Origin of the sequence: Tundrisphaera macrotermitis (genome assembly GCF_051175315.1) — a bacterium.
Taxonomy (GTDB): Bacteria; Planctomycetota; Planctomycetia; order Isosphaerales; family Isosphaeraceae; genus Tundrisphaera.
The window spans coordinates 988,462-1,008,460 of record NZ_CP195100.1 but is presented as its reverse complement, the minus strand read 5'-3'; the positions used below and the strand labels follow the sequence as shown (position 1 = coordinate 1,008,460).

Genomic DNA, 19,999 nt, shown 5'->3' with positions numbered 1-19,999 from the left:
GGGCCGGGGCGAGCAGGATCGGCGGCGATCGGGAGCCGGATCCCGGCGTGCCTCGCTGCCCCCTCCCCACCTCGCGGAGGATTCCGGGCCCGTCACCGTTATGCTAACCTGGCGAATGATAGGTCGGGCGGCGAATCCATTCGCACTCGGGAGAATCCGACGGGCCGGAATGGATCTCGGCATGATCTTCGATGCCGGATGCATAACAACAAATGGCCTGCGAGGCATAGCATCATATGAATTACATCGACCCCCATATCCACATGGTGTCGCGGACGACCGACGACTACAAGCGGATGGCGATGGCGGGCTGCGAATTGATCGGCGAGCCGGCCTTCTGGGCGGGGTTCGACCGCTCGGGTCCCGAAGGGTTCCGCGACTACTTCCGGCAGCTCGTCAAGCACGAGCGTGACCGCTCGATGCTCTATGGGATCGAGCATTGCACCTGGCTGTGCATCAACGCCAAGGAAGCCGAGAACGTCGAGTTGTCGCGGCAGGTGATCGCCATGATCCCCGAGTTCATCGACCGGCCCAACGTGCTGGGGATCGGCGAGATCGGGCTGAACAAGAACACCAAGAACGAGGCGACGGTGTTCCTGGAACACCTGGACCTGGCGGCGAAGCTCGGGGAGATGGTCCTGGTCCACACGCCCCACCTGGCGGACAAGTACCAGGGGACGAGGATGATCCTGGACATGATCCGGGGCGAGCCGAAGATCGCCCCTGAACGGGTCTGCATCGACCACGTCGAGGAGCACACCATCCGCGTGGCGCTGGATGCCGGGCACTGGGTCGGGATGACCCTGTACCCGATCACCAAGTGCACCCCGGCCCGCGCCGCGGACATGATCGAGATGTACGGGACCGACCGCATCATGGTGAACTCGGCCGGGGACTGGGGCCACAGCGACCCCCTGGCGGTCCCAGAGTTCATCTTCGAGATGCGGTCGCGGGGCCACGCCGAGGCGACCATCCGCAAGGTCGTCTACGAGAACCCCCTGGCGTTCTTCCGCCAGTGCCCGCGGTTCTCGTTCACGCCCCGCGCCCAGGCCGCTCAGGTCGAGTAGAGCCGGCGGCCGATCAGGAAGGCGGGCACCCAGAGCAGCGCGACGGCCAGGGCATATGCCGGCCCTCGCGCCGCCATGACCGCCGCCACGTCGATCCAGACCAGCGACAGGACGCCCGTCTTGACCGCCTTCTGGAACGTGGCCGGGACCGGATCGCGATACGCTCGGAGCCCGGCCCGGTCGACGACCAGGCCGACCAGCGTCAGGACCGCCAGGCCCACCGCGAGGGTGATCTCCGAGGCGCGGGCCATCACGAATGCGGCCGTCAGCCCGGCGAATGCCAGGTTTTGCAGGACGAGCCCGCCGACCAGCCCGCGGGTCTGGCCTGTCTCGACCTCGGATCGGCTGATCCAGGTGACACCGGCGACGAACACCATCAACGACGCCGCGATCAGCCAGCCGGCCGGGCCGCCGAGGTCGGGCGCCTGGCTCATCCCCAGCAGGAAGCTCAACCCTCGGCACGCCCCCATGAACTGCGGGCCGAGGGGCGTCCGCTTCATCCCGCCGTCATAGGCCAGGACGCAGGCGACCAGCCCGGCCGCGACGATCCCGCTGGTCGCCGACCCCGAACCGAACGCGGCCAGGATCCCGAGTAGCAGGGTCCCCCAGCCGAACGCGGCGGCCAACCCTCGCGAGACCTGGCCCGACGGGAGTGGTCGTTCGGGCCGTTCCCGCAGGTCGATGTCGTGGTCGAACACGTCGTTGAGGACGATGCCGCCGGCGTAGATGAGCACCGAGGCCGCCACCAGCGGGCCCCAGCGGGCCGGCTCGTCGAAGCCGCCGCGCGTCAGGAGCCAGCCGGCCAGGGGGTCGGCGGCGGCCGTGAACAGGTTGGGCAGCCGGACCAGTTGGAGATAAGGCTTGATCGCCATGGGCCGTCAGGACACCGGGGCCGCGGAGAGCAGGGGGCGGAGATGCTCCATCGCACCCCTCGCGGCGGCGTCGGGGTCGTCGATGTTGGGGTACAGCTCGACCGTGATCCAGCCGTCGTAGCCGGTCGCCCGGATCGCCTCGACCACGCCCGGGAAGTCGATCGCCCCCGTGCCGGGGACCATGTGGTGATGGACCCGGGTCGCGGCGATGTCTTCGAAGTGATAGTGGCGCGTGTGCGGCGCCAGCCTGGCGATCGACCGGGGCAGGTCCTCGGAGACGCAGAAGGCGTGGCCGACGTCGAAGTTCAGCCCGATCGACGGGGCATTGACCCGGTCGGCCACTTCGAGGTACTGGTCGGTGGTCTCGACCAGCAGGTGCGGTTCGGGCTCGATCAGCAGCAGCACTCCACGCTTGTCGGCATGCTCCGCCAGCGGCTTGAGCGCCTCGACGAACAGGTCGATGGCCGCCTGCCGCGACATCCCCTCGGGCAAGGGCCCGCCCGGCTCGGTCGTGATGTGCGGGGCCCCCAACTCGGCGCACAGGTCGATCGCCCGCCTCGTGTGGTCGATCCGGACCCGGCGATAGCCGGCGTCGGGTTCGATGAACGAGGGGTGCAGGTAGGGATGGCGGTGGTCGTTGATCGCATTCATCATGAAGGCGTTGACGTTGGAGAACGTCAGGCGGTTCGCCTCCATCGCGGCCAGGATCGACTTCTTGGGGCCTTCCAGCAGGCCCATCGGCCAGGCGTGCGGGACGTCGGCCATCAGTTCCAGACCGTCGTAGCCCAGGGCCGCGATCCGCGCCGCCGCCTCCTCGAACGGGAACTTCATGTAGGCGTTGGTGCTGAAGGCGAGGCGCATCGGGGATCTCGTCGCGGGTGGGGTTGGGCCGGCGCGGTAGGCCGTTCGCCCCATTATGGCGCGGGCCCGGCCCCGGTCAACCCGCGGGCGTCGCCCGGTTGCGTCGCCCGCCGGCGCCCCGTAGCATCCGGCGACGTCCCCGGCGAGGAGGACGAATCCCCTTCCTTGGAAAAGATCGAGTACCACCATGCGCAAGGCGATCGGTGCGGGGCTGGCGATGTGTCTGGCCCTGGGCGGGGCCGCGGTCGCGGCCGAGGATCAGCCGCATGCCCGGACGGCCGGGGTCCGGGGCTTCGTGACCCGGGCCGAGGGCAAGATCGCGGTCGACGGCAAGCTCGACGAGTGGTCGCGGGCGTTCTGCACCCCGATCGCTTACAACCACAAGGATCCGGCCAACCGGGCCTCGCAGTTCTTCTACCAGTGGGACGACGAGGCGCTGTACATCGGCCTCCGCTCGCTCGACAAGAAGCAGGCCAACCCCAGCCCGATCGGCGGCCTGTTCAATGGCGACGCGGTCGAATTCTACATCGACGCCCGGCCCGACGACGCGTTCCGCGGCAAGGAGTGGTCGCCCGGCGCGGTCCACATGTACTTCACCGCCTTCGATAAGGACAAGATCGGCCCTCGGTGGTCGGTGCGCAAGGGCACGGCCTCCGGGAATCCGGAGCTGAAGGGGGTCGAGGTCGCGGCCACCGCGACTGACTCGTCCTACGACCTGGAGTTCAAGCTCCCCTGGGCCAACTTCCCGGGGTTCTCCGCCGTGCCGGGGGCGGTCCTGTCGCTCGATGCGGAATTGTGCTTCAGCGATGGCGCCGCCCGGGTCGACCGGACGTTCGCCTACGGCTCTCCCCTCTCGGTCCAGCAGCCGGCCTCGCAGGCGAAGGTGAAGCTGGTTCCGTCGTTGCGGCAGGCTTTGGCCACGGAGTCCACGCCCGCGGTCCAGGCCTCGCTGTATCCGATGTGGGTCGAGACCCCGTGGGTCCAGCCGGAGCGGGCCCGATCCCGCGCCGTGGTGGCGATCCCGCCGACGCAGGTGGGCGCGGTCGGTCCGGTCGAGATCCGCATCCACGGCCTCGACGGGGGGATTGTGCGCACAATCCCGGCCACGATCGAGCGATTCGGGCCCGAGGGCCTCAAATTCGCCCGCGCCGTGGCGTCGTGGCCGATCGACGACTTCGCGCCGGGGACGTTCCTCGCGACGGCCCGGATCCTGGATCCGGCGGGGTCCACCGTCGCCACCATCGCCCCCCGGCTGGTCCACGAAGGGATCATGCCGGGTCGCTGATCGCTGGGTCGCCGGGGCGGTCATCGAAGGGAGGCAACCACGTGCGCCTCCCGGCCTAGGGCGTGTCTGGCAATAGCCTCGGCCCATACGATTGGAGTGGACGGATCACCCCACCAGCACCCTCACGACCTTGGCTCAACTCCGACACGCCCTCTCCGACGAGCATTACGCCGCCATCGAGCCGCTCCTGCCCACCAACGCCCGGCCCGGCCACCCCTGGAAGGGGCACCGCCGGGTGATCGACGGCATCCTCTGGATCCTCCACACCGGCTCCCCCTGGCGTGACCTGCCCAGGCCAACCTACGGCCCATGGCAGACCGTCTACGAGCGGTTCAACCGCTGGGCCAAGGACGGGACCTGGGCCCGGCTGCTCGAGGCCCTGCATGTGCGGCTCGACGCCGCCGGCAAGATCGACTGGGACCTGTTCTGCATCGACGGCTCCTCGATCCGGGCGAGCCGCGACGCCGCCGGTGCCTCGCCGACCCACGGGACGGCCGCCGAGCCGGCCGACCACGCGTTGGGCCGCTCTCGCGGCGGCTTCGGTTCGAAGATCCACCTGATCTGCGACGGCAAGGGCCTCCCGATGGCGGTGACGGTGACCGCCGGCCAGCGGCACGAGGCGACCCAGTTCGAGGCGGTAATGGGCCGGGTACGCGTGCCCGGCCGGAGGGGCCGACCCCGGAGCCGGCCCAGGAAGTTGGCCGGCGACAAGGGCTATAGCTCGCGGAAGATCCGCCGATCCAACCGTCGCCGGGGGATCGCCTCGGTGATCCCGACCAAGTCCAATGAGAGGCGGGTCCGGGGGTTCGACAAGGCGTCGTATCGCCGTCGCAACGTGGTGGAGCGTTGCATCGGGTGGCTGAAGGATCGGCGGCGGGTTGCGACGCGGTTCGAGAAGCTGGCGGAGAACTTCGAGGCGATGGTCAAGCTGGCGATGCTTGAACGGTTGCTGAAGGCACTATTGCCAGACACGCCCTAATCTTGCTCGAATCGGCAGCAGGACAACTTCATTTCGGCCGATCGAACCAAAGTTTCGGCACGTCCGTTCCTGGCGCGTGAAATGCATAGCCCCGATTGAAGGATGCAAGCGTGCGGAGTCTCATTCAAGTGAATGCGCAGCCGTACATAAAATTCGAAAAACGATCATTGTCAAGGCAGAGCGTCATCGATAACTTGCATGAAGGATCTCCCCCAAAGAACGCATTCGCTGGTCGTCGCCATCTCATCGCCCCTTTCCTGGGACGGATGATCGCGCGAGTGCCTCCGCTCTTCGTCAACGTCTTCCGAATCATCCGACTCAGGCCCAGGAGGCCGACATGGTGCGTCGTGCACGAGGATTCACGCTGATCGAGCTGCTGGTGGTGATCGCGATCATCGCCGTCCTGATCGCCCTGCTGCTGCCGGCCGTGCAGGCGGCGCGCGAGGCCGCCCGACGCGCCCAGTGCGTCAACAACATGAAGCAACTCGGGATGGCCTGCCACAATTATCACAGCATCTCGGATACATTCCCATCCAACCTCTATCTGCATCCGAACTACTCGACCGCCAACTACGTCTGGAACAACTCGAGCTGGATCGTCTTCGTGCTCCCGCAGATGGAGCAGCAGGCCCTGTACAATTCGGTGAACTTCAACTTTATGTGGGGGACGTCGAACGCCGGCTGGAAGACGACCGAGAAGCTCGGCATGCAGAACACGACCGTCCGCGACACCGTGCTCAACACGCTGCTCTGCCCCTCGGACAGCAGCCGGCCCAGGGACCTGGAGAACGCCGACGAGATCAACGACGGTGCCTCGGCGGCCGGGACTTCGTACGTCGGGAACGTCGGCGACAACTGCCTGAATTGCTCGAGCTGCCCGGCGGCCGGCGTCTCCACGTTCAACGCGACCCAGGGGTACAACTGCCGCGGTGCCCAGCTCGGCGACCCGACCGGCGGGGCGACCGTCCCCCCGCCCCCGCCGACCGGCAGCGGGATCTTCTGGCGGGAGTGCCCGGGCGTCCGCATCTCGGAGATCGTCGACGGCACCTCCAACACCCTCATGGCCGGCGAGCAGCTCATGCGGGTGACCAAGTGGAATGCCTGGGTGGAGGCCAACCAGACCGTCGGCTCGACCGCCCTGCCGCTCAACTACATCGCCCCCGGGTTCGTGATCACCGGCAACGGCAGCGCCAGCACGGCCGGGGCCAGCGCCACCGGGAACTGGTATCTGTGGTATAGCTTCCGGAGCCAGCACCCCGGCGGCGGCAACTTCGTGATGTGCGACGGCTCGGTGAAGTTCATCAAGTCCACGATCAACATGGCGACCTACCAGGCCCTGAGCACCCGGAACCTGGGCGAGGTGATCTCGAGCGACGCCTATTGATTGTTGGAGTCTTCATCGGGCTCCGGCGGGCGATCGCATCCGCATCGGCGGGCGATCCTCGCCCGAGCCCTCTTCTTTTTCGGGATGCGAATCCGATGATTTCCGACTTCACGTCGAAGGCACTTCGCCGGGCCCGCCTGCTGGCCGTGGCCGCTGCGACCCTGGCCGCCTTCGCCTGCGGATCGTCCGGGCCGGAGATGGCGCGGGTTTCTGGCAAGGTGACATACAAGGGGAATCCCGTCCCCAAGGGGACGGTCACCTTCCTGCCCGCCTCGCCGGAGGGCCGGAACGCCACCGCCGAGATCCAGCCGGACGGCTCCTACACCCTCCAGACCCAGGATCCCGGCGACGGGGCGATGCTCGGGGATTACGCGGTCACCGTCTACTCCCACGACGAGCCGGTCCTCGACTACGTCCCCACCAAGCCCGTCCCCAAGAAGATCCTCACCCCGCAGAAGTACGAGAAGCCCGACACCTCCGGGTTGAAGGCGAAGGTCGTGAGCGGGTCGAATACCTTCGACTTCGAGTTGACCGACTGAACCCGGCATCGGCCATGAGCGGGCCCGGCGGCCCGATCCGACGACGATCCGCAGCGACCACAACAGGGGCCTTCGCCACCCATCGGGCGGCGAAGGCCCCTGTCATTCGTCAGAGTGGTTGTGCCCTCGGGTTGCGGAGGGCGTATAATGGGTCTCATCTGATCGTCGATCGTCCGCCGGAGGAGCACGCGCCATGGCCCTGGGCACGCAGACGCACGGCAAGAGGCTGGACTTCGAGCAATACATCGATTACCGACTCGGCCGGACCCAGGCGGAGATCAAGAAGACCGACGTCCTGGGCGCCGCGCTCCTGCTGGCCACGGTGACCCTGGCCGTCTTGTTCCTGGAAGTCGTGCTCGACCACGCGATCGGCCTGCCGATCTGGTCGCGGCAGATCATCCTGTTCGGCGGGCTGGCGGGTGCGGCCCTATTCTCCTACTACCGCATCATCCGCCCGTCGATTCAGAGGGTGAACGGGCTCTACGCCGCCAAGACGATCGAGGATCTGGACCCTGCCTTCAAGAACAGCCTCATCAGTTATCTCGAACTCCGCAAGCACCGCGACGAGCTGCCCAAGCGGACCTTGCGTGCGGTCGAGGCGAAGGCGGTGGGGGACCTGACCAAGGTCGAACTCCACGGGGTCGTCAATCAGGGCCGGGTGCTCCGGACGTTCTACGCCCTGCTGGGGCTCGTCGTCCTGGTCAGCCTGTACATGGTGGTCGCGCCCAAGAGCATCGTGGACTCGGCCAAGCGGGCCTTCCTGGCCGACGTGGTGCGCCCCACCAACACCCGGTTCGTGGCGATCAAGCCCGGCGACGACCCCGAGTTGATCAACGTCGTGGCCGGGACCAACGTCCCGTTCTCGGTCGAGGTCCAGGGGGTCCGCCCCGAGAAGGTCGTCCTGCGGTCGAGCGTCGATGAAGGCGGCTTCTTCGCCGAGCAGGAGTTCGCACCGGGGCCGAACCCCTACGACGAGTGGAAGACGTCGATCCGGAACATCCAGCAGGACACCCTGTACTACATCGCCGGCGGCGACGCCGAGTCGCGCCGATATCGGATTCATGTCCTGCCCGCGCCGATGGTCACCGGGGTGACGCTCGACTACAAGTTCCCGCCCTACACCGGCGTGCCCGATCGGCTCGGCGTGGAAGGCGGCGTGGTCGATGCCATCGAAGGGACGATGATCACGGTCCACGCCCGGACCAACCAGCCGGCCCAGTCGGGCCACCTCGACTTCGGCAAGCAGCGCACCGTCGCCATGTCGGTGAGCGGCGAGGATCCCCACCGGCTCTCGGGCCGATTCCGCGTCGAGTCGGACGGCTCCTACACGATCAAGTTCCAGACGACGGGCGGCCAGATCAATCCCGACCCGGTCCTGTACGACATCCACGCGACCCGCGACCAGATCCCCGGCGTCCGGTTCGTCTCCCCCGCGCCCCGCATCAAGATGCCCAGCAACGCCCGGGTGCCGCTGGTGATCGAGGCGGTCGACGACTTTGGCGTGAAGTCGCTCATCCTGAGCGTCGCCCAGGGGAGCGAGCCGCTGATCTCCCGCGACCTCTGGGAAGACAAGAAGCCGGAACGAAAGATCGCCATGACCGAGGAGATCGACCTGGCCGGCCTGAAGTTGAAGCCGGGGACCCAGGTCGAATACATGCTGGTGGCCCGCGACAACAAGGAGCCGCGATCCAACAGCGCCCAGACCGAGAAGCAGATCATCGAGATCACCGAGCCCGCTCCTCCGGAGCAGCTCGCCAAGCTCGACGAGCAGGCCCGCAAGGAGAATCCGCCCCCCCCCGCCGCCGAGGAGGCCCAGCCCCCCCGCGACCCCAACGCACCGGCCCAGCAGGCCGAGAAGGATCGCGGCGAGCGAGGCGAGGACAAGCCCAAGGATGACGACCGACTCCTCGCCCGCAACGACCCCGCCCCCCAGCCCGACGATCGCCGAGCCGGCGCGGATCAGCCCGCTCGCGGCCGGGACGATCTGACCCCCGAAGACCTCCGCAAGCTGGAAAGGCTGAATCAGATCCTCGATCGGAATCAGGCCAACCCGGGCGAAAACCGAAACCAACCCAATCCGGGCGATCGCGTCGGCCAGCAGCCCCCCTCGGGGAGCTCACCCGATCGGAATCCCAACCAGGACGGATCGAACCCGCCCGGCGTGAACGACGCGACGCGGAAGGACGATCCCTCGCGCAACCCCGGAGCCGCCGCTCCCCCGCAAAACAAGAATCAATCTCGTCCGCCCGACATCTCCAAGCCCAACCCCACCGGGCCCGATGCCCAGCCCAACTCCGAGGCCGCCAACGAACCCCAGGGTCAGCAGGGACAGAACGGCCAGGAAATGAAGGGACAGCAGGGCCAAGGTCAGCAAGGCCAGGGTCAGCAGGGACAGAACGGCCAGGAAATGAAGGGCCAGCAGGGCCAAGGTCAGCAAGGCCAAGGTCAGCAAGGCCAGGGTCAGCAGGGCCAGGGCCAGCAGGGCCAAGGTCAGCAAGGCCAGGGTCAGCAGGGCCAGGGTCAGCAGGGCCAAGGTCAGCAAGGACAGGGTCAGCAAGGACAGGGTCAGCAGGGACAGAACGGCCAGGAAATGAAGGGCCAGCAGGGCCAAGGTCAGCAGGGCCAGGGTCAGCAGGGACAGAACGGCCAGGAAATGAAGGGCCAGCAGGGCCAAGGTCAGCAAGGCCAGGGTCAGCAGGGACAGGGTCAGCAGGGTCAGGGCCAGCAGGGACAGGGTCAGCAAGGACAGGGTCAGCAGGGACAGCAGGGCCAAGGCCAGCAAGGACAGGGTCAGCAGGGACAGAACGGCCAGGAAATGAAGGGACAGCAGGGCCAAGGTCAGCAAGGCCAGGGTCAGCAGGGACAGAACGGCCAGGAAATGAAGGGCCAGCAGGGCCAAGGTCAGCAAGGCCAAGGTCAGCAAGGCCAGGGTCAGCAGGGCCAGGGCCAGCAGGGCCAAGGTCAGCAAGGCCAAGGCCAGCAGGGTCAGGGTCAGCAGGGCCAGGGCCAGCAGGGACAGGGTCAGCAAGGACAGGGTCAGCAGGGCCAGGGTCAGCAGGGCCAGCAGGGCCAAGGTCAGCAAGGCCAGGGTCAGCAGGGCCAGGGTCAGCAGGGCCAAGGTCAGCAGGGCCAGGGCCAGCAGGGCCAAGGCCAGCAGGGTCAGGGTCAGCAGGGCCAGGGTCAGCAGGGCCAGGGCCAGCAAGGCCAGGGTCAGCAGGGACAGCAGGGCCAAGGTCAGCAAGGACAGGGTCAGCAGGGACAGAACGGCCAGGAAATGAAGGGCCAGCAGGGCCAAGGTCAGCAGGGCCAGGGCCAGCAGGGCCAAGGCCAGCAGGGTCAGGGTCAGCAGGGCCAGGGTCAGCAAGGCCAGGGTCAGCAAGGACAGGGTCAGCAGGGACAGAACGGCCAGGAAATGAAGGGACAGCAGGGCCAAGGTCAGCAAGGCCAGGGTCAGCAGGGACAGAACGGCCAGGAAATGAAGGGCCAGCAGGGCCAAGGTCAGCAAGGCCAGGGTCAGCAGGGACAGGGTCAGCAGGGTCAGGGCCAGCAGGGTCAGGGTCAGCAGGGCCAGGGCCAGCAGGGACAGGGTCAGCAAGGACAGGGTCAGCAGGGACAGGGTCAGCAGGGCCAGCAGGGCCAAGGTCAGCAAGGCCAGGGTCAGCAGGGCCAGGGTCAGCAGGGCCAAGGTCAGCAGGGCCAGGGTCAGCAAGGCCAGGGTCAGCAAGGACAGGGTCAGCAGGGACAGAACGGCCAGGAAATGAAGGGCCAGCAGGGCCAAGGTCAGCAGGGCCAGGGTCAGCAGGGACAGAACGGCCAGGAAATGAAGGGCCAGCAGGGCCAAGGTCAGCAAGGCCAGGGTCAGCAGGGACAGGGTCAGCAGGGTCAGGGCCAGCAGGGACAGGGTCAGCAAGGACAGGGTCAGCAGGGACAGCAGGGCCAAGGCCAGCAAGGACAGGGTCAGCAGGGACAGAACGGCCAGGAAATGAAGGGACAGCAGGGACAGGGCCAGCAAGGCCAGGGTCAGCAGGGCCAGGGCCAGCAGGGCCAGGGCCAGCAGGGCCAGGGTCAGCAGGGCCAAGGTCAGCAGGGCCAGGGCCAGCAGGGCCAAGGCCAGCAGGGTCAGGGTCAGCAGGGCCAGGGTCAGCAGGGCCAGGGCCAGCAAGGCCAGGGTCAGCAGGGCCAGGGTCAGCAGGGCCAGGGTCAGCAGGGCCAGGGTCAGCAGGGACAGGGTCAGCAAGGACAGGGTCAGCAGGGACAGCAGGGCCAAGGTCAGCAAGGCCAGGGTCAGCAGGGCCAGGGCCAGCAGGGACAGGGTCAGCAAGGACAGGGTCAGCAGGGCCAGGGTCAGCAGGGCCAGCAGGGCCAAGGTCAGCAAGGCCAGGGTCAGCAGGGCCAGGGCCAGCAGGGACAGGGTCAGCAAGGACAGGGTCAGCAGGGCCAGGGTCAGCAGGGCCAGCAGGGCCAAGGTCAGCAAGGCCAGGGTCAGCAGGGCCAAGGCCAGCAGGGTCAGGGTCAGCAGGGCCAGGGCCAGCAGGGACAGGGTCAGCAAGGACAGGGTCAGCAGGGCCAGGGTCAGCAGGGCCAGCAGGGCCAAGGTCAGCAAGGACAGGGTCAGCAGGGCCAGGGTCAGCAGGGCCAGGGTCAGCAGGGCCAAGGTCAGCAGGGCCAGGGCCAGCAGGGCCAAGGCCAGCAGGGTCAGGGTCAGCAGGGCCAGGGTCAGCAGGGCCAGGGCCAGCAAGGCCAGGGTCAGCAGGGACAGCAGGGCCAAGGTCAGCAAGGCCAGGGTCAGCAGGGCCAGGGTCAGCAGGGACAGGGTCAGCAAGGACAGGGTCAGCAGGGACAGCAGGGCCAAGGTCAGCAAGGCCAGGGTCAGCAGGGCCAGGGCCAGCAGGGCCAAGGCCAGCAGGGTCAGGGTCAGCAGGGCCAGGGCCAGCAGGGACAGGGTCAGCAAGGACAGGGTCAGCAGGGACAGCAGGGCCAAGGTCAGCAAGGCCAGGGTCAGCAGGGCCAAGGCCAGGGCCAGCAAGGCCAGGGTCAGCAGGGACAGAACGGCCAGGAAATGAAGGGCCAGCAGGGACAGGGCCAGCAAGGCCAAGGTCAGGGTCAGCAGGGTGTTCCCACCGGGGCGGGGGGGCGGGGAGGGGCTTCGTCGGGAGCGGCGGGCAAAGATCGGGCCGAGGCGTTGCCGCCGGTCCAGGAGGGACCGCCGGCGAATCCCGAGCCGTCCATCGCCCCCGACTCGGGGAGTCCCCTGGTCATCCGCAAGATCCAGGACCTGATCCGGGAGGACAAGTTCACCCCGGACCTCGAGCGGCAGACCGGCATGACGAAGGAGGAGGCCGAGCAGTTCGTCAAGAAGTTCACCAAGAGGGAGCAGGCCGAGCCCATCGGGCCCGGTCGCGAGATCAAGGTGAGCCCGGGCCAGGAGAAAGTTATCGACCCGAATCGGAAGGCCCCCGAATTCCGGACCTCCGCCACGGTCAGCAATCGCAACGACCGGTCGGGGTCATCGCTCCCCCAGGACGACCTGACCGGAAACGTCCAGGGGCGGAGGTCGAGCCCGCCCCCCGGCCTGGAACGCCACGTCAAGGCCTATCGCCAGAGCCTCGACGCGGCCTCGCCCCCGGCGTCCGCATCGCCGCCGTCCTCGAATCGTTGAAAACGAACCCTCCGGGGCGGCGGCCGGGCCCAGGCCGCGGCGCCGCCCCGATCCCACGGAGATCCGTCCCCGGGCGGTCGCATCCGATGATCCAGCCGCTCGTCCTCCCCCGCCGTTATCTGATCGATTTCGATCCGCGCGACCTACCTCACCACTTCGTCGACGTCCTGATCGTCGGGGGCGGCGTGGCCGGCCTCCGGGCGGCGCTCGGGGTGCCGGACTCGCACCGCGTCCTGGTGGTGACCAAGGATGAGGTCAGGGAGAGCAACAGCACCTATGCGCAGGGAGGGATCGCGGGAGTCCTCGATCCCGAAGACCACTTCGAGGACCACATCGCGGATACCCTCGCCGCGGGCAAGGGCCTGTGCGATCCGGAGACGGTCGAGCTGGTGGTCCGCGAGGCCCCCGGGCGGATCAACGAGCTGATCGCCTGGGGGACCGCGTTCGACCAGAGGGACGGCCAGGTGGCCCTCACCCGCGAGGGCGGACACTCGCACGCCCGGATCGTCCACGCCCTGGGCGACGCCACCGGGATCGAGCTGATGCGGGCCGTAATCCAGAAGGCGCGGGCCCGGCCGAATGTTCGGATCTGGCAGAACAGCTTCACGATCGACCTGCTGACCCACGATGGGATGTGCCGGGGTGCCCTGGTCTGGGACCGCCGCCGGGGTCCGACCCTGATCTGGGCCCGAGCGACGGTGCTGGCCACCGGGGGGGCGGGGCAACTCTTCCGGGAGACGACCAACCCGGGGATCGCCACCGCCGACGGCCACGCCCTCGCCTATCGCGCCGGGGCCGAGCTGCGCGACATGGAGTTCATGCAGTTCCACCCAACCGTGCTCTACATCGCCGGGTCGTCGCGCCACCTCCTGACCGAGGCGCTGCGGGGGGAAGGGGCCTACCTCCGCGATCGGGCCGGCGTCCGGTTCATGCCCGAGTACCACCCCGACGCCGAGCTCGCCCCGCGCGACGACGTCTCGCGGGCGATCGTCGACCGGATGGCGAAGACCCAGCATCCCAACGTCTACCTCGACCTCTCGCATCTCGACCCGGACTACGTCCGCGCTCGGTTCCCGGGCATCGCCGCCCTGTGCCGGGGGTTCGACCTCGACATCACCCGCGATCCGATCCCGGTCCGGCCCGGTGCCCATTACATGATCGGGGGGGTGACCATCGACAAGGACGGCCGGACCGACCTGCCCGGCCTCTGGGCGGCCGGCGAGGTCACCAGTTCCGGGCTCCACGGGGCCAACCGCCTGGCCTCCAATAGCCTGCTCGAAGGGCTGGTCCACGGCGCGAGGGCCGCCGAGGACATCGCCCGGACTCTGGGAAAGGCCGACCCCGCCCGCCTGGAAGTCCCGCCCATCTCGGCCCAGTCCGGTCCCGGCCCGGCGCGGAGCCCCCTGGATCTGGCCGATATCCGGGAATCGCTCCGCGCCCTGATGTGGCGATCGGTCGGGATCACCCGCGATGCCCGGGGCCTGTCCGAGGCGGCCGAGCAGGTCGATTTCTGGTGCCGCTATGCCCTGGACCAGACCTTCGACGGCCCCGACGGATGGACGCTACAGAACATGCTCACCGTGGCGCGGCTCATGATCGCCGCCGCCGATGGGCGCGAGGAGTCGCGAGGGGTCCACACCCGACGCGACTTCCCTGCCACCGATTCCGCATGGGCCCGCCACCTGGCCTTCCATCGCCCCCCATTCGTCGCCGAACGGGCGGATGCCGACGGGGTGCTGAGCCGCGGCTGAACCCTTCGAAACGTCATCGGGCCCGGTCGAAGGGGCGACCGGGCCCGGGGCGGGAATCGATTTGTGCTCGCTCATGCGGGACGATCAGGCGGCCTTCCGGCGGAGGCGAAGGCCGACCAGGCCCGCCAACCCTGAAGCGACCAGGGCCAGGCTGCTCGGCTCGGGCACGGCCCCGACGACGGCACCGTTGAGGGTTGCCCCGGAATAGGCGGTGGTGACGGGTGCCGAGCGGATGCTCCAGTTGTCGGTCTCGTAGCCGCTGCCCGCCGTCAGGTTGGTGAATCGGATCTGGTCGAAGGTCGAACCGTCGGTCCCGTAGATGTTCAGGTAAGCGTACTTCTCGCCCGCGTTCGCGGTATTGTTGGGGTTCCTGAAATAGCTATTGCCCAGGCTGCCCAGGGCCTTGCTCGGATCGAAACTGGCGACCACCTTCCCCTGCGAGAGGAAGTCGATCAGGTTGTTGGGATCGGCCGCGGACCACCAGAAGCCGAAGTACGACTGAGGGTTGAGCAGGGTCAGGGTGGCCGTCAGGGTCCCGCTCTGGGCCCCGATCGCGGCATAGCGACCCGAGCCGCCGGCGCCCCCATAAGCGTCGGCCGCGATGACCGACAGGCCCGGCGAGGTGATCGTGCCGACCGCCGTGGTGAGGCTGGTGTACTTGCCGGTCGCGATCTTGTCGAACGATTCGGTGACCACCCCGGAAAGTTGGGAATTTTGGACGCCGGCCGCCTCCGCGGTCACGACGAAGCCGGCGCGAGCCTCGCTGGCGGCCAGGATCGACCCGAAACCCAGGATCACGGCAACTCGGCGGGCTCGCGACAAGAACGTCATCAAGTGTTCCTCACTCTGATCGATGGATTGATCCGTCGGTGCGAGCGGCGGCCGCCCGGCCCGTGGAGGTGATTCCCCTCCATCGGATCCAGTCCGCGATCGCCTCCCGGGAGGCCAGGGGCCGAGTCCCGGTGCACAATCAACCCTATGTCACTTTTCCGGAGACAATCGGGCGGTCCGCGGATTTTCTCCCCCCGCGCCGGCCTCCGTTCGGATCGACCCGGGCTCCGACCTAAGTCCCGGGATCGCGACCGCCTCCTCGATCGTCGGTCGGGGCCGCACCGGTCAGACCCAGCCCTTGGCCTTGCGGAGACCCCACTCGGCGCAGAGCAGTCCGGCGTAGATCAGGAAGAAGGTCCAGTTGTCCCAGAGCCGATGCTCGGTCTGATGGACGCTCTCGGCCGCCTCGGGGCCGAGGTCCTTGAGGTGCTTCTCCAACTCCTCGGCGCGGAGCGAAGCGCCGCCGGTGATCTCGGCGATCTGGCGGAGCAGGGCGGGGTCGGCGGCGGGGTTCTCCAACTCCCGGTCGTCCTGGTAGACCATGAATCGGGCCGAGGCCGAGCCGATGGGCTGGCCGCCCCGGGTGCCCTTGACCTCGACGAGGTACTCGCCCGGCTGCCCGCCGGCGAAGTAGGCCCCCTTTGCGTCGTCCCCCTGGAGGTAGAAGGGCACCGCCTCGGGCTTCCCCTCAGGCTGGCCGGAGGCGGAGAGCCGGGTCACGGTGGACTCGAACTGGGCGTCGGGGATCGGCTCGTTGCGGGCGTCGCGGGCGGAGGCGGTCAGGTCGAGCTTCTGCCCGGCCGAGACGCGGCGGGCGTCGAGCTTGAGGTCCACCCGGCTTTCCCCCGCATCCTCCTTGCGGGCCAGCCAGAGGATCGCCTGCCTCCAGAACTTGGCGTGGGCCACGCGGCCCTCGTCGGTCGCGCGGGCCCAGGGCCAGGTCTCGCCGCCGAAGGCGATGACCCGACCCTTGCCGGCGGCATCTTGGGCGATCATCAGCGGGTCGCGGCCCGCCTTGGCCAGCACGAAGGCCCCCGCTCGGGGCGGGCCGAAGCGATTGGCGCCGGTGATGGGGGGCAGGGCCGCCCAGACGCGGGCGTTTTCCGCCGGGGTGGGGGCGAGCCGGAGGACGTAGTTTTCCAGGCCCAGGGCGTCGGGGACGACCTTGAGGCCGTCGTCGCCCGGGTCGATCTGGCCGTCGCTGCCGCTGACCTGGACCGGCAGGAGGCGGCCGATCTCGGTGTTGCCCCAGCCCCCGGGGCCGAAGCTGCGGTCTCCGCCCAGCATGATGAGCCCGGCCCCCTTGTCCACGGCCCCCGCCAGCAGGGCGATCTGCCTCCGGGTCAGGTGGTCGGCCGGGAGGTTGCTCAGGACGTAGACGTCGTACTGGCCGGGCGCGAACTCGGCATCCTCGATCAGGCTTTTGTCGCCCCGGGCCGGCTCGCGGAGCACACGGAGGTCGGCGTGGATCTCGCGGGCGGCGTCGAGGCCGCGGACGAGATACTTCGGCTCCCAGGAGAAGCCCGGGCCCTGGATGTAGAGGACCTTGAGCCCCCCCTTCAGGACATCCAGGTAGGTGCTGATCTCGTTGTTGGTGGCCACCAGCTCGTTGGGCCGGGGCTTGACCCGGAGCGTCAGCCGCTTCTCGCCGACGGTGGTCGGGATGTACTTGAACCCGGAGACGGTGACGGCCTGGGCGCCCTCGGGCACCTTGATGGTCTTGGTGGCCACGGGCCGGGATTCCCCCTCGGCCAGCAGCTCGACCTCGATCGGCTGGTCGGCGAACCCCCGAACCGCGAGCGTCCCGCTGATCTCCGGCTGATTCTTGACGAAGACGGTCGGCCCGGCCACGAGGTCGCGCGCGGCGATGTCCGGCGACTCCTTTCCGGCATTCGCCTGGCCCACCCCCACGGTGACGACCGGGACCTGCCCCTTGAGCTGCTGGGCCGCGACCAGCGGGGAGATCCCCCCGTTGGAGGCCCCGTCGCCGATCACCACCATCGAGGAGACCCGCTTGCCCTGCTGATCCTTGGCGGCCTTGAGCATGACCGAGCCGAGTTCGGTCTGGCGGCCGTCGGGTGGCTTGACGTCGTCGGGCCGGTCGTCGCGCAACTCCTTGTCGAACCGGAGCACCTTGACTTCGAGCAACTCCTTGTTGGGCCGGCCGTCCAGGGCCTTCTTGGCCGAGTCCAGGGCCTCGCGGGCGGCGGCCCACCGGGTCTTGCCGCCGGCCTCGTCGGCGATGATCATGCTGCCGCTGGAGTCGATCAGCAGGAGGACGACGCTGGCGTCCTTCATCTTCTGGTCGATCAGCAGCGAAGGCCGGAGCGCCGCGAGGATGCAGAGCAGGACGGCCGCGACCCGGAGCGCGAGCGCGACCCACCGCCACCGGCCCGAGGAGGTCCGGAGCTTCTGGCGGTAGATCCAGAGCGTCACCCCCATCACGGCGATGGCCAGCACCGCCACCAGGGGCCAGGAGCCGATCGGTCTCAGGCTGTAGGACATCGCGCCGATCCTTCCGAGGTCGGGCCGACCGGTTCGCGGTCAGGCGGCGACCGCCTCGCGGTGGAACTTGTTCGCCAGCACATTCTCGGCCGTCACCAGCAGGAGGATCAGGAACATCAGGATGGGGAAGATCTCGGTTCCGACCCGCCCGCTGGCCTGGGCGTCGCGTAGGCCCTGGGCGTTGTCGGCGACCTTGTAGAATTCCTTCCCCCCGAACGCGGCATCCAGTTCGCCGGGCTTCAGGGCGACGACCTGGCTCTCGGCCTGGGGGGCGTTGACGCTGAACCCCATCCGGACCGGGGTGCCGTCGGGGGCCTTGCCCTCCACGGCCCACTGGCCCAGCGAAGCCGGTGACGGGATCAGCAAGTCGTCGGACGTGGCCGGCGGCGCGAGGCGATCCGTGACCTTGGGGTCGGGCCCCTGGACCGTGTAGTTGGTCGACCGGCGGCCGGGATCGATCGGCAGCACGACGTCCTGGCCGGCCTCGTAGTTGAGCGTCTCGCCGACCGTCCCGGCCAGGTAGGGGGCGGTTTCGAGCATCACGCCCACGAATCCCCACGAAGCCGGGATCGGGAACTCGTTCCAGGCCGCCGGATCGGCCCGGTCGACCCGGCGCGAGAGCGGCGTCGTCCAGAGCAGGACGTGGCCCGTCTTCGTCCCCTTGAAGGTCCGCTCCAGCAGGGCGGGGTCGCCGCCGGCGTAGCGGAGCAGGACCCGGGCGGACTCCGAGACCTGCTTGAGCTTCCAGTAGCGGTAGACCGGGGTCAGGCCCAGCTCCGAGTCGATCAGCTTGGCGTATCGGTTGAACAGGGGGTGTTCGAGGTCGGCCTTGGCGAACGTGGTGGTCTTCTCGGCGGGGACCTTGGGGGCGTCGAGCGTCGCGGGGAGCAGGCCGGCGGCCACCGCGTTGTTGTAGCTGTCCGGCCGCGACCGGTTGCCCGGCGCGACCACCAGGCCGCCCCCCTCGCGGACGTAAGCGGCCAGCCGGCTCCAGTCGGCCGGCTGGAGGGTTTCGACGTTGAGCAGGAAGATGCCGGCGAAGTCCCTGGTGGTCAGCCGGGTCCGGGCCTGGAACTGGCGGGTCGTCTCGCGGACGGCCCTGAAAGCGGAATCCGCCCCTTCCGGGGACAGGGCCCGCTGGACGAAGACGGCGTCGTCGTCGGGCCGGGCGGGGTCGCGGGCGTAGTCGGAGACGACCAGCAGGTCCAGGGCCGGGCGGAGCGCGAAGGAGAAGTATCGGACGTCGTCGAACGGCAGGTTGTCGGTCCCGCCGACCCCGATCTTGATCGAACCCTGGTGCAGGCCCGGGGCGAGCTTGGGCGGGGTCAGGAACATCGCCTCGACCTCGCCGTTGGCGGGGATCTCGACGTTCTTCTGGTCGCGCTTCGCGCCGTCGAGCCAGAGTTCGACGACCCGGGAGGTCTTGGGGCCCGAGGAACGGACCTTGGCCCGGATCTCGATCGGCTCGCCCTCCGCGGCGCCGCCGGGCGCCGGCTCGGCCGAGACGACGGCGACATCCCGCACGTCCTTGGGCGAGAGTTGGAGGACATAGGTGCTGACCAGGATCTTGCTCTTGCGGGGCCGGGCCAGTTCCTCGGCGGTCCGGGTCGAGGACAGGTCCCAGGCCGATCGGGCCAGGTCGGTGAGGACGTAGACCTCGCGACGGGACAGGTTGCTGGCGGCGACCGCCGCGTTGGCCTGGATGACCGCCTCGTTGAGCACCCGGTTGGCGGGCCGGAGGGCCAGGGCATCGACCCGCTTCCTCGCCGCGCCGGGGGAGAGCGGGGCCGGCTTGAACGGCTCGGCCGAGTCGATCACGTAGACTTCGCTGTCGTCGGTCGACTTCTTGAGGATCTCCCCGGCGAGGGCCTTGGCCTCGGCCAGCCGGTTCTTGCCGCGCTCGGTGTACTCCATCGACTGGCTGGTGTCGAAGACCAGGGCCAGGGCCGTCGGCACTTCCTGATCCCCCAGGGGGACCTCGGAATGGAGCGTGGGCCGGGCCAGGGCCAGGGCCATGAGGGCCAGGAGCATCATCCGGGCGAGCAGGAGCAGCCAGTTCTTGATCCTGAGTTTCTTCTTGGACCGCTTGTGCCTTTCCTGGATCAGGCGGAGCGCCGGGAAGATCACACGCTTGGGCTTCTGCTTCATCATCAGGTGGAGGATGACCGGCACGGCGGCCAGCCCCGCGCCGGCGGCGAGGCCCGCGTGCAGCAGCGAGATGTCCATGAGCCTCCCTTGCGCGATCGACCAATCCAGGGATTTCGCG

The 19,999-nt window shown here is 68.6% G+C and carries 14 protein-coding genes; 7 read left to right on the top strand and 7 right to left on the bottom strand.

Annotation, left to right across the window (positions count from 1 at the left end; translation table 11 throughout):
* Window positions 1-236: 236 nt before the first annotated feature.
* A complete protein-coding gene (locus TA3x_RS04430) occupies window positions 237-1,067 on the top strand; it encodes a TatD family hydrolase (RefSeq protein ID WP_435018896.1) in 831 nt (276 codons plus the stop codon).
* Here the strand turns inward: TA3x_RS04430 and TA3x_RS04425 are convergent.
* Window positions 1,055-1,939, bottom strand: coding sequence for a UbiA family prenyltransferase (locus TA3x_RS04425; RefSeq protein WP_435018895.1), 885 nt, complete (start codon window positions 1,937-1,939; stop codon window positions 1,055-1,057). The genes TA3x_RS04430 and TA3x_RS04425 overlap by 13 nt on opposite strands.
* Before the next feature lie 6 nt (window positions 1,940-1,945).
* Window positions 1,946-2,800, bottom strand: coding sequence for a sugar phosphate isomerase/epimerase family protein (locus TA3x_RS04420; RefSeq protein WP_435018894.1), 855 nt, complete (start codon window positions 2,798-2,800; stop codon window positions 1,946-1,948).
* A gap of 187 nt (window positions 2,801-2,987) precedes the next feature.
* Between TA3x_RS04420 and TA3x_RS04415 the strand changes: the two genes are divergently transcribed.
* From TA3x_RS04415 to TA3x_RS04400, 4 genes are all read left to right on the top strand, one after another.
* Window positions 2,988-4,085 (top strand): sugar-binding protein, encoded by a 1,098-nt coding sequence (locus tag TA3x_RS04415; protein ID WP_435018893.1) that lies wholly within the window; start codon window positions 2,988-2,990, stop codon window positions 4,083-4,085.
* A gap of 130 nt (window positions 4,086-4,215) precedes the next feature.
* Window positions 4,216-5,064 carry an IS5 family transposase gene (locus TA3x_RS04410; RefSeq protein WP_435022289.1) on the top strand — a complete coding sequence of 283 codons (849 nt, stop codon included), beginning with the start codon at window positions 4,216-4,218 and terminating at the stop codon, window positions 5,062-5,064.
* Between the two features lie 337 nt (window positions 5,065-5,401).
* Window positions 5,402-6,448: a DUF1559 domain-containing protein gene (locus tag TA3x_RS04405; RefSeq protein WP_435018892.1), complete on the top strand. Its 1,047-nt coding sequence runs from the start codon at window positions 5,402-5,404 to the stop codon at window positions 6,446-6,448.
* Window positions 6,449-6,543: 95 nt separating this feature from the next.
* The gene (locus tag TA3x_RS04400; RefSeq protein WP_435018891.1) at window positions 6,544-6,987 is read left to right on the top strand and encodes a hypothetical protein; all 444 of its coding nucleotides are present in this window, start codon (window positions 6,544-6,546) and stop codon (window positions 6,985-6,987) included.
* Between the two features lie 427 nt (window positions 6,988-7,414).
* Here the strand turns inward: TA3x_RS04400 and TA3x_RS04395 are convergent, their stop codons facing one another.
* Together TA3x_RS04395 and TA3x_RS04390 are read right to left on the bottom strand one after the other, a co-directional pair.
* Window positions 7,415-9,058 carry a hypothetical protein gene (locus tag TA3x_RS04395; RefSeq protein ID WP_435018890.1) on the bottom strand — a complete coding sequence of 548 codons (1,644 nt, stop codon included), beginning with the start codon at window positions 9,056-9,058 and terminating at the stop codon, window positions 7,415-7,417.
* A 45-nt stretch (window positions 9,059-9,103) separates the two neighbouring features.
* A complete protein-coding gene (locus TA3x_RS04390; protein WP_435018889.1) occupies window positions 9,104-12,082 on the bottom strand; it encodes a hypothetical protein in 2,979 nt (992 codons plus the stop codon).
* 87 nt (window positions 12,083-12,169) lie between these two features.
* On the opposite strand from TA3x_RS04390, the gene TA3x_RS04385 reads away from it, so the two are divergent.
* Window positions 12,170-12,646 (top strand): hypothetical protein, encoded by a 477-nt coding sequence (locus TA3x_RS04385; protein WP_435018888.1) that lies wholly within the window; start codon window positions 12,170-12,172, stop codon window positions 12,644-12,646.
* Window positions 12,647-12,732: 86 nt separating this feature from the next.
* Entirely contained in the window at window positions 12,733-14,397 is a 1,665-nt protein-coding gene (gene nadB, locus TA3x_RS04380) for an L-aspartate oxidase (protein WP_435018887.1), read from the top strand.
* Between the two features lie 84 nt (window positions 14,398-14,481).
* Here the strand turns inward: nadB and TA3x_RS04375 are convergent, their stop codons facing one another.
* The 3 genes from TA3x_RS04375 to TA3x_RS04365 all read right to left on the bottom strand — a co-directional run bounded on the left by TA3x_RS04375 (window position 14,482) and on the right by TA3x_RS04365 (window position 19,959).
* A complete protein-coding gene (locus TA3x_RS04375; RefSeq protein ID WP_435018886.1) occupies window positions 14,482-15,228 on the bottom strand; it encodes an Npun_F0296 family exosortase-dependent surface protein in 747 nt (248 codons plus the stop codon).
* Window positions 15,229-15,513: 285 nt separating this feature from the next.
* Complete coding sequence (locus TA3x_RS04370) at window positions 15,514-17,733, bottom strand: glutamine amidotransferase (protein WP_435018885.1); 2,220 nt, start codon at window positions 17,731-17,733, stop codon at window positions 15,514-15,516.
* 39 nt (window positions 17,734-17,772) lie between these two features.
* Window positions 17,773-19,959, bottom strand: coding sequence for a BatA domain-containing protein (locus tag TA3x_RS04365; RefSeq protein ID WP_435018884.1), 2,187 nt, complete (start codon window positions 19,957-19,959; stop codon window positions 17,773-17,775).
* Window positions 19,960-19,999: the final 40 nt, after the last annotated feature.